Origin of the sequence: Pedobacter sp. (assembly GCF_045628745.1) — a bacterium.
Classification (GTDB): domain Bacteria; phylum Bacteroidota; class Bacteroidia; order Sphingobacteriales; family Sphingobacteriaceae; genus Pedobacter.
In genome coordinates this window covers 1-10,106 of record NZ_JAZQPU010000144.1, presented here as the reverse complement: position 1 = coordinate 10,106, position 10,106 = coordinate 1, and the positions used below count along the sequence as shown (strand labels likewise).

Genomic DNA, 10,106 nt, shown 5'->3' with positions numbered 1-10,106 from the left:
AATAAGGCCGATTCAATTTCAGAAAAAACAAGCTCTTGTTTATTGGTCAGTTGCGGATGAGCAATGCCCAATAAAAAGTTAGCGGTGGTAAACTTCCCCGGAATACCCACTCTTAAATCAGCAGGTAAGATTTCTTGTTGCAGCAGGGCTTCATTTTTACAAATCAGCAAGGGGCCAACACCAAAGCCTAAGGCACTGCCGGCATCTAAAAGTGCATATTGGTCTAATACATAGGCCATGGCATGAAAACTTAACTTGGTAACATCCAGTTCTCCCTTCATCGCCTTGTGATTAAGGGTTTCCACATCGTCAAAAAACACTTCAAAGGTTAAACCTTCGGTATCTATTTTATGGTGAATCAGGGCGTCAAATATAAAAGTATCGTTAGGGCAGGGAGAAAATCCAAGGGTAAGTTTCATGCGGTAAAATTAAGGAATGCCGGGCGATAGCTTCGTTATGCGTTTGTCAAATAATCAATGGCCCATTCATTGAGGTTTTTTAGGGCCAGGCCAATGTTCCAGTTGGCTTTATTTCTTTCTTCGACGTAATTAGAAATGCTGCGCACCTGTAAACAAGGGATGCCGGCCTGCTCGCAGGCATAAAATACAGCTGCCCCTTCCATGCTTTCGGTAACAGGCTGCAATCTTTTTTCAATAGCCTCAATCTGTTGTTTGTTGCCATGCACCGTGTTAACAGTAATGCCATGCACTTTAGGAAGACTGCTTACTGCCGGTGTGGCATAATCACTTGTATATTTACTTTTTCCAAACCCCAGGGTTTCAATTGGGATAAAGGAGTCTTTATCTTCGGCACCTAATTCAGAAAACTCATCTGCAGTAATGTGAAGTACAGTGCCCAAAGGGTAAGTGGTGTCGAAGCAGCCTGCAATCCCTATATTGAGCACAAGATTGTAGTTTGTTGTCAATTGCCTGCCCAGGGCAAAGGCCGTAGCGGTCATGCCTACACCGGTAACCAGGGTATCAAAATTTGTTGTTTGAACCAAAGGAGCGGGTTGCAGCTCAAAATGCTGGTGCAGACCGGCTATTTCGGGAAGGGTGGCGGCCACAATAAGTATCTTCATTTATCTAAGGTATTAAATTGCTGGTAAATCGCTACTTAAACCTTTCTGTGTATATTTGTAATCAATTTAGAAAAAATGATTTATATCACACGCAAAGCTTCTTTTAATGCTGCACATAAATTATCCAGAACAGATTGGTCTGAGGATAAGAATGCTGCGGTATATGGCAAATGTGCTAATCCAAACTGGCACGGACATAATTATCAGTTATACGTTACCGTTAAAGGGGAAATCAATCCTGAAACAGGCTTTCTTGTTGACCTTAAATGGTTAAAAGACATCACCAATGAATATGTTGTAGAAAAAATTGACCATAAAAACCTTAATCTTGATGTAGATTTTATGGAAGGTAAACTTGCTTCGACAGAAAACCTGGCTGTTGCCATCTGGGAAGAGTTGTTACCACATATTGAATTGGGAGGCGCAACTTTACATAGTATTAAAATTTATGAAACCGAAAATAACTTCGTTGAATACTTCGGGTAATAATATAGGATTAATGAACAAAACACAGAAATTCACCGAAGAGGAGGAAAACGGCTATATCAAAATAGACCGTTACAACCAAGGTAAAATAGACACTTTAGCCACTCATTACAAGGATATTCTCTTGCAGATTGGAGAAAACCCTGACAGAGAAGGGCTGCAAAAAACACCAGAAAGGGTAGCAAAAGCCCTGCAGTTTTTAACCCATGGTTATGATGCTGATCCGGAAGAGATCTTGCGCTCAGCGATGTTTAAAGAAGATTATAGTCAAATGGTAGTGGTTAAAGACATTGAAGTTTTCTCCATGTGCGAACACCACATGCTTCCGTTTTTCGGTAAAGCACATATTGCCTATATTCCTAATGGACATATTGTAGGGTTAAGTAAAATACCACGTGTAGTTGATACTTTTGCCCGCCGTTTGCAGGTGCAGGAAAGACTGACCAATGAAATCAGAGACTGTATTCAGAAAACGCTAAACCCTGCGGGTGTTGCTGTTGTTATAGAATGCAAGCATTTGTGCATGTCCATGAGGGGAATTCAAAAACAGAATTCTGTTACCACAACTTCTGCTTTTACAGGCGAGTTTGCTAAGGAAAAAACAAGAGCAGAATTTTTACGATTAATTACAGCCAATTTACACTAAACACATGAAAGCATATATATTTCCAGGCCAGGGTGCGCAATTTTCTGGAATGGGTAAAGATCTTTATGAAAATAAAGATGCCCGCGACTTATTTGAACAAGCCAATGAAATTATTGGCTTTAGAATCAGTGACATTATGTTTGCTGGTGCTGATGAGGAATTAAAGCAGACCAATGTTACACAGCCTGCAATATTTTTACATTCTGTTATCTTAGCGAAAGCCTTGAAAGCAGATTTCAAACCTGATATGGTTGCCGGACATTCCCTGGGTGAATTTTCTGCCCTTGTTGCTGCCTCAGCTTTATCTTTTGAAGATGGTTTAAGGTTAGTGATTGCCCGTGCAAATGCCATGCAGAAAGCCTGTGAGCTTCAACCTTCTACGATGGCAGCTATATTAGGCCTTGCTGATGATGTGGTAGAAAGAATATGTGCTGAAATACCTGAAATTGTTGTGCCTGCCAATTATAATTGCCCGGGTCAGCTGGTTATTTCAGGAAGCATTGAGGGTATCGATATTGCTTGTCAGCAGTTAACAGCTGCGGGAGCTAAAAGAGCCTTAAAGCTCAATGTAGGCGGTGCTTTTCACTCTCCATTAATGGAGCCTGCAAGAATTGAATTACAGGCAGCAATAGAAAACACCAATATTTTGGCCCCTATCTGTCCAATTTATCAAAATGTTGATGCTTTGCCAACTGCAGACCCTTCTCAGATCAAGTTAAATTTAATTACACAACTTACAGGTGCTGTAAGGTGGACACAAACGGTTACCAATATGCTTGCCAACGGTGCCACTGACTTTGTTGAAGTTGGTCCTGGAAACGTATTACAGGGGTTGGTAAAAAAAGTAAGCAGAGAAGTTACAACTAGCGCTGCTGCAGTTGCTGTTTAAAATTTAATTTGTAAATTATTTGCTGTGAGTATAGGTGTAAAAATCAGGATTCTTCTTTTAATTATGAGTGTTTGCTGTGTGGTTACAGCCATTTCATTGAAACATTCTGTATCAAAAAAAGACCTGCTGCGCCACGAAGCTACACAGCTGCAGGAAAATCTTTCTGCAAGTGAACAACTTCTAACAGACCTCTTGTCGAACCGGCAAGAGGTTCAACAAATAAAGCAGTTCCATACCAATGAAGTTCTGGGCTTAGACTTTATCAATACCTATCATAGAGATGGCATTGACTTGTTTACCTATGAAAACCAGGAGCTGAAATTCTGGAGCTCCCATATCGTATCTCCGCCAAATGTTAATGAGCTTAAAGAAGGCTCTACCACGATGCAGCTCTCGAATGGCTTTTATGAGGTGATCAAAAAGACCGATGCCAACTTTATGATGGTGTTTTTGATCAAAATAAAAGACCAGTTTCTGATAGAAAACAAATTTCTGAAGAATGAGATTTCGTCTAATTTACTCCCTTCCAACTCTTTAACTTTAGCGTCTTATGCCGATACGGAGGTGCAGGGAATTAAAGGCAACAATGGGAAGTTGCTTTTTGAGGTGAAGCTCAATCCAGGTTATTCCCGAAGTCTGTATGCCTCGGTAGAAGTATGGCTATGGGTAATTGGGTTGTTTAGTTTTACCCTTTTTTACAATGCCCTCTGTTCGTGGATGGCAAAACGGGGACAGCTGCTTTTAGCGACTTTTTTGCTCCTTCTTTTCTTCATCATTGTCAGAATCAGCGACCTGCAGTATGGCTGGTTTAATTACCAGTTTGACATGGAGATATTTAGTCCTACGATCTATGGGGAGAGCTTCTGGCTACCCTCTTTAGGGGATTTATTTTTAAACGTCATCTCCCTTACCTGGATATGCCTGTTTATATATACCTATAAAGATAAATACAAATTACCGGCCTTTTTTAATAACAGTAAGCTAGCAGGTTTTATTTTCTACCTGTTAATGGCTCTTGTCTTTGCCCTTTTTGGCTTTTACATGGACAAGCTTTTCTCAGGCCTGGTTTATAATTCAAAAATTAACTTCGACATCACCAATATCATTAACCTCAGTTGGGCAAGCTGGATCAGTATCATTATTTTATGCCTGATGTGGTTTAATATTTATATCATCTCAAGCTTCTTAATGCTGCTCAGCATGAAATTAAAGGTGAGCACTAAGGAACGCCTCATCCTTTTTAGTGTTGCTTTTGTTGTTTATGGCCTTTATACATTAAATACTGAAGTATCGGCCTATTTTATTGTGTTTAGTCTTTTTCTTGTCCTGCTGGGCTGGAATATCTACAGCCAGCGGAGTAAGTTTTCCATCAAAATATACGCGGCTATTTTCTTTTGCCTTGCCTTGGTATCTGCAGTCAAACACATCACTTACCAGGAAATTAAAGAGCGCCACAAGGAGTATAACATTGCTCAGAAGCTACAGTCATCAGATAATCCAAGGATCATCAGTTCCATTGAAGACTTAGAAAAAGGCATCACCACAGATCAGTATGTGCTTAACTTTTTTACGGTACCCGCTTTAAATAACCTGCAAAGCTTAGAAAAGCTGATCAACAATAAATACCTCGACAGCTACCTTGCCCAGTTTGAGTATAATGTGCTTACTTTTAATGCAGCAGATTCATCTATTAAAGCCGTTGATGCTGCACCCTTAAGTCATTATAAGGGGCTTGTTCAATCGGGATCCGTTAAAGTTTCCAACTTCTTTTATCGCCTCAATGATACTTTTGGCTACCAGAGTTATTTCGGTATCATCCCTGTATTTGGCAATAACCGTATCCTTGGAACGCTGGTTTTAGAACTTAAATCACAGCAATACAATTACAATAACCAATTTCCTGACTTGCTGGTGGATGGTAAGGTGAAAAGTGATGAAGACTTTAAAGCTTATTCTTTTGCTTTCTACAACCATGGTGAACTGATTAACCAATCGGGAAAGTTTACCTATAATCTTACAGATGCAGATTTTAAAGGGAAGGTAGAAGAGCCTATATACCTCAATGATGCGAATAATGGCTATAACCACATGGTGTATAAGCCTAACATCTTTAAAACCATTGTGATCAGTAAGGAAAAAATATCTTATGTAACACGTCTGGCTATCTTGTCTTTCTTTTTCCTTGTCTTTACCCTCTTTTCGGTTGCGCTGTATATGATCATCTGGGTGGTGAAAAATATTGACGAGAGCTGGGGTGGATGGTTCAATATCAACCGGTCGCTGATGATCAATGCCAATAAGATACTGTATAAAACAAGGATACAATTCTCCATTGTGCTTTCGGTAGTGGCAACGCTGCTGATTGTAGGCTGGACCACCTTTTTCTACATCAGCTCTGAATATCGGAACCAACAGGATGACATCATCAGGGAGAAATTAAGAAAGGTGCAGCTTTTATACGGTAAAAAAATGTACGCCACGGGCATACCCAAGGTCAGCGATAAGTCCATCAAGGAGTTTAACCAATTTTCTGATGTAAACTCCACCTATTTGAATCTTTTTGATGTAAATGGCAAATTGCTGTATACTTCGATTCCTAAAATATACGACTATGGTGTGCTATCGCAGCGGATGGCCCCCAAGCCTTTTATTTATTTAAGTCACTTTCAGCGATCAGAGTATTTCAGTTCTAATGAAAGGATAGGCGATTTCACTTATTCTGCGGCCTATGCCACTATCAGAGATGGACAGAATGAAACCATTGCTTATATTGGTTTGCCGTATTATGGTAATGAAGGCGATTACCAGTCAAAGATTGGTGTTTTTATCAATACGCTGATTAACATCTATGCGCTGGTGTTTGTGGCCATTGGAATACTGGCAGTATTTTTAGCCAACCAGATTACCAGTCCGCTTACCTTTATTCAGGAAAGCATTAAAAAGACCAAGCTGGGGCAAAAAAACCAGCCCATATTATGGTCAAGGCATGATGAAATAGGCTCTTTAATTAAAGAGTACAACAAGATGATTGCTGCGCTGGAGGAAAGCGCTGCTAAGCTTGCCAAGTCTGAACGGGAGAGTGCATGGCGCGAAATGGCCAAACAAGTAGCTCATGAGATTAAAAATCCACTGACGCCTTTAAAATTGGGTGTGCAGCTGTTAGAGAAATCATGGAAAGAAAAGGATCCTAACTTTGAGAAGAAGTTTGAGCGCTTTAACAAATCTTTTGTAGAGCAGATCGACAGCCTGGCCACCATTGCCTCAGAATTTTCAAACTTCGCTAAAATGCCAGACACTAAATTGCAGCGTCTGAAACTTTTACCGGTGATACAGCAGGCTACTGATGTTTTTGAAAGCAATAAAGACGTTGAGATTTATATTGTAGATCAAACTACAGTGGAAGTATTTATCCTGGGTGATAAAGATCAAATGCTGCGAACTTTCAACAATTTATTGAAGAATGCCATAGAGGCATCAAGCTCAGCGAAGGATTGTGTAATCTATATTAAGCTGCGCAATGACCTTAAAAAGGTATGGATAGAGTTGGCCGACAATGGCAAAGGTATAGACTTTTATTTACAGGATAAGATATTTGCCCCTAACTTTACCACGAAATCATCAGGTACAGGGCTGGGCCTGGCATTTGTGAAACAGGCCGTTGAGAATGCAGGAGGTTCAGTAGAGTTTAAATCTGTAATAGACCATGGTACCACCTTTTTCCTGAGCTTTTCTTTAGCTTAAAGCGACTTATTTTAAGGTAACTGAAGCTTTGCCCATGCTTGCGCCGTTGGCGTATAAGATAAGGGCATAGGTGCCGGCAATGAATTCCTTAGGGTTAACCCAGGCCACTTCATAGTCCTGCTGGTCGTTGTTAAAGGTAAGCAGGAGCATTTCACTAAACTGCATCTGCTGGTTTTCTGCATTAAACATGTTGTTGGCATCAGCAATAAGGTTGCCTGCAGGATCAAATACACGCAGGTACACTTTATGGTAACCTTTTGCGGCAAGGGTATTGGGAATGATGTTAAACTTTACATCTAATTTCTGGGCTGATTTTGCATTGGATACTTCTACCTGTTTGCCATTTTTTTTAACCCTGTAAGCCTTAACGTCGATGTTAAAGGCCTTTAAGGTGGCACTTTCTTTTACCTTGACGGCAAGTTCCTCGTTTTTTCTGGATAAGTTACTTACCTTTTCATTAATGGCGGTAACAGAATTGAGCAGGCTAACGCGCTGGTTTTTTAAAAGGTCGTTTTCTGACTTTAATGCAGCTATCTTCACATTAAAGTTCCTTACAAATTCTCTGAGTTGTTTTACTTCTTCTTGCGCGCTGAGCAGCTCGCCTTTTGTGAACTGACCTTTTAGTAAGGCCTGCTTTAATTCTGAAATCTTTTCTCTCGCCAGTTTTTGTTCTTCCAGCAACTTTTCTGTAAGCACTGTATTCAGTGAATTAACTTTATCGAGTTCTACTTCTATCTTTTCTACTTCTAATTTTAGTCGTTCTTTTTCTGTGTTTGCAGTAACAAATCTTTCATCTTCCTGTTTATTACTTAAATACAGGTATGCATTAGTGCCTAATAAGGCAATGATAAAGAAGATAAGGAAATATATCTTATTTCTGTCGCCTGTATTACCGGAAACTTTTTGGTCTAACATTTCAAATTATAATCAGGTTTTTATGCTAAGGATTTCTTAGGTTGTTAAAAGAAAGGTCTAACATAAGATAAAATCTATAATAAATGGTTAAAAAATGTCAAATTTGTATGAGACTAATAAATTAATCGTTTACTTGTTAAATTAATACCCATACACAAATCAAAATCATTAAGAATGCTCAATAACTTTTTATATGTACTCCTGGCTGCCATGATGTTGCCTTTTACCCTAACTGCACAACAGACCACAAAAAATGCTCCAAAAAGAGAGTTTAGAGGTGTTTGGGTAGCTACCGTAGCAAATATTGACTGGCCCTCTAAGCCAGGCTTAACTGCAGATCAACAGAAGCAGGAATTTATAGGCTTATTAGAGCTACATAAAAAAAATGGCATGAATGCCATAATTTTACAGGTAAGGCCAGTGGCAGATGCATTTTATGCAAAATCCAGAGAACCCTGGAGTCAATATTTGATGGGACGACAAGGGCTTGCCCCTGCAGAAGGTTATGATCCTTTAGCTTTTGCCATTAAGGAGGCTCATTTTAGGGGGATGGAATTGCATGCCTGGTTTAATCCTTACCGTGCCACCATGAGCCCTAATGTAATCATTAGTAAAGAACACATGACCGTTAAACATCCGGAATTGTTTTTTACCTATGGTGGTAAGAAACAATTTGACCCTGGTTTACCTGAGGCCAGGGAACATATTGTGCAGGTAATTTTAGATGTGGTTAAAGGTTATGATGTGGATGGTATTCATTTCGATGATTATTTTTATCCTTATCCTATTTCAGGACAAACGATTAACGACAGTAAAACATTTGCTGCTTATGATAATGGTTATACCAATATCAAAGACTGGCGCCGTAACAATGTTGATTTACTGATCAAGATGCTCGACGACAGTATCCACCACTATAAAAAGCATGTGAAATTTGGGGTCAGTCCTTTTGGAATATGGAAAAATAAAAACGAAGATATAGAAGGCTCTGCCACTAATGGACTATCTAATTATGCTGAGCTTTATGCTGACTCCAGAAAATGGGTCAAAGAAGGTTGGGTAGATTATATTAACCCACAGATCTATTTCAGCTTTACCAGGAAAGCAGCTCCATTTGATACGCTGGTAAACTGGTGGAGTAACAATACTTATGGCAGGCATTTATACATAGGACAGGCGGCTTACCTGATGAACCAGAAAATGGAAGCTGCATGGCGTTTGCCCAACCAGATTCCTGATCAGATTCGCTATATCCGTGCTAACAACAGGGTGCAGGGCAGTGTTTTCTTCAGCTCTAAGTCATTCACTACTATTGCCCGTGCAACAGCAGATTCCCTGAGAAATGATCTTTACAGATACCCGGCTCTGCCTCCGCAAATGCCATGGTTGGATGATGTAATGCCTAATGTTCCGGTAAATTTACAGGTAGAAGCAAAATCTGATGGTATTTTTCTGAACTGGGAGAAACCTATGCTTGCTGTAGATGGAGAAACGGCATCAGGCTATGTCATTTATCGTTTTGAAGAAGGAGAGCCAATAGGTGTGCTGAACCCTAAAAACATTTTAAACATCAGCTTTGAGAATTTCACCACCTATATTGACACCAATATAGAGAAAGGTAAAAGATATACTTACCTGGTAACCGCATTAGACCGTTTGAAAAACGAAAGTGATGCAAGTGGTCCTGTAGGGGTTGAAGCGCGCTAAAAAAGAAGGATAATAATTTCAAGTTTAAGAGGCTGTTTCGTTGATCAAACGAGCAGCCTTTTATGTTTAAACTAAAGTTGTATAATCGAGAATACATGCATAACCCATCACTAACCCATTGATAACCCTTACCACTGAAGAAGGACCGATCTCATAGGGGTTTGCTACGGGTTTCCTACCGGAAATCTGAAGGGAAAGCCGTAGCAAACAGCTGTGAGATAAATGGTCTGGGTTAGGGATGTATAAGCTTTCCCCAAGTAATGGGTAAATTATCAATAAGGTGTTACTCGGGAAACTATTTATAGAAGAAACCTGTACCCTTTTTGGAGGATACAGGTTTTTATTTTAAACCTTGATAAAGATTTTCTTTTTGTACATGATGTACAGAATGATGAACCAGAAGATGATTTGTGTAAGGGCCCACGCCAGTGACGCATTGACTGGCGAAAAATAAGTGCTGTAGTATTGGTGATAAAACCAGGTTTGAGCGCCTATTTCTGTTCCTTCTGCGGTTTGTACCTTGAACATATTGATAGTTCGTGGCAATAAACCCGATAGAAAAAACACCGTAATGGCATTGACACCATATACCACAAAAGGGGTTGTAAACTTTGTGTAGCGTTGCACATCAATGAGCCAAT

Annotated in this window: 8 protein-coding genes and 1 pseudogene; 5 read left to right on the top strand and 4 right to left on the bottom strand. The window is 39.7% G+C overall.

Annotation, left to right across the window (positions count from 1 at the left end):
• On the bottom strand, positions 1-419 hold a 419-nt coding region (locus ACR2F7_RS06010), incomplete at its 3' end, for an MqnA/MqnD/SBP family protein (protein ID WP_432712676.1).
• 35 nt (positions 420-454) lie between these two features.
• A complete protein-coding gene (mqnB, locus tag ACR2F7_RS06005; protein WP_432712675.1) occupies positions 455-1,081 on the bottom strand; it encodes a futalosine hydrolase in 627 nt (208 codons plus the stop codon).
• A 75-nt stretch (positions 1,082-1,156) separates the two neighbouring features.
• Between mqnB and ACR2F7_RS06000 the strand changes: the two genes are divergently transcribed.
• The 4 genes from ACR2F7_RS06000 (at position 1,157) to ACR2F7_RS05985 (ending at position 6,843) form a co-directional block, all read left to right on the top strand.
• On the top strand, positions 1,157-1,567 hold the full coding sequence (locus ACR2F7_RS06000) for a 6-pyruvoyl trahydropterin synthase family protein (RefSeq protein WP_432712674.1): 411 nt from the start codon (positions 1,157-1,159) through the stop codon (positions 1,565-1,567).
• 13 nt (positions 1,568-1,580) lie between these two features.
• Entirely contained in the window at positions 1,581-2,213 is a 633-nt protein-coding gene (gene folE / locus ACR2F7_RS05995; RefSeq protein ID WP_432712677.1) for a GTP cyclohydrolase I FolE, read from the top strand.
• Positions 2,214-2,217: 4 nt separating this feature from the next.
• A complete protein-coding gene (gene fabD, locus ACR2F7_RS05990; protein ID WP_432712673.1) occupies positions 2,218-3,102 on the top strand; it encodes an ACP S-malonyltransferase in 885 nt (294 codons plus the stop codon).
• A 63-nt stretch (positions 3,103-3,165) separates the two neighbouring features.
• A complete protein-coding gene (locus ACR2F7_RS05985) occupies positions 3,166-6,843 on the top strand; it encodes an ATP-binding protein (RefSeq protein WP_432712672.1) in 3,678 nt (1,225 codons plus the stop codon).
• 6 nt (positions 6,844-6,849) lie between these two features.
• On the opposite strand, the gene ACR2F7_RS05980 is transcribed toward ACR2F7_RS05985, so the two are convergent.
• Positions 6,850-7,758, bottom strand: a complete 909-nt coding sequence (locus ACR2F7_RS05980; RefSeq protein ID WP_432712671.1) for a hypothetical protein — start codon at positions 7,756-7,758, stop codon at positions 6,850-6,852.
• Between the two features lie 174 nt (positions 7,759-7,932).
• Here ACR2F7_RS05980 and ACR2F7_RS05975 point away from each other — a divergent pair, with 174 nt between their 5' ends.
• Positions 7,933-9,465 (top strand): glycoside hydrolase family 10 protein, encoded by a 1,533-nt coding sequence (locus tag ACR2F7_RS05975; RefSeq protein ID WP_432712670.1) that lies wholly within the window; start codon positions 7,933-7,935, stop codon positions 9,463-9,465.
• A gap of 345 nt (positions 9,466-9,810) precedes the next feature.
• Here ACR2F7_RS05975 and ACR2F7_RS05970 read toward each other — a convergent pair.
• A pseudogene (locus ACR2F7_RS05970) lies at positions 9,811-10,106 on the bottom strand (DUF5009 domain-containing protein); the annotation flags it as partial.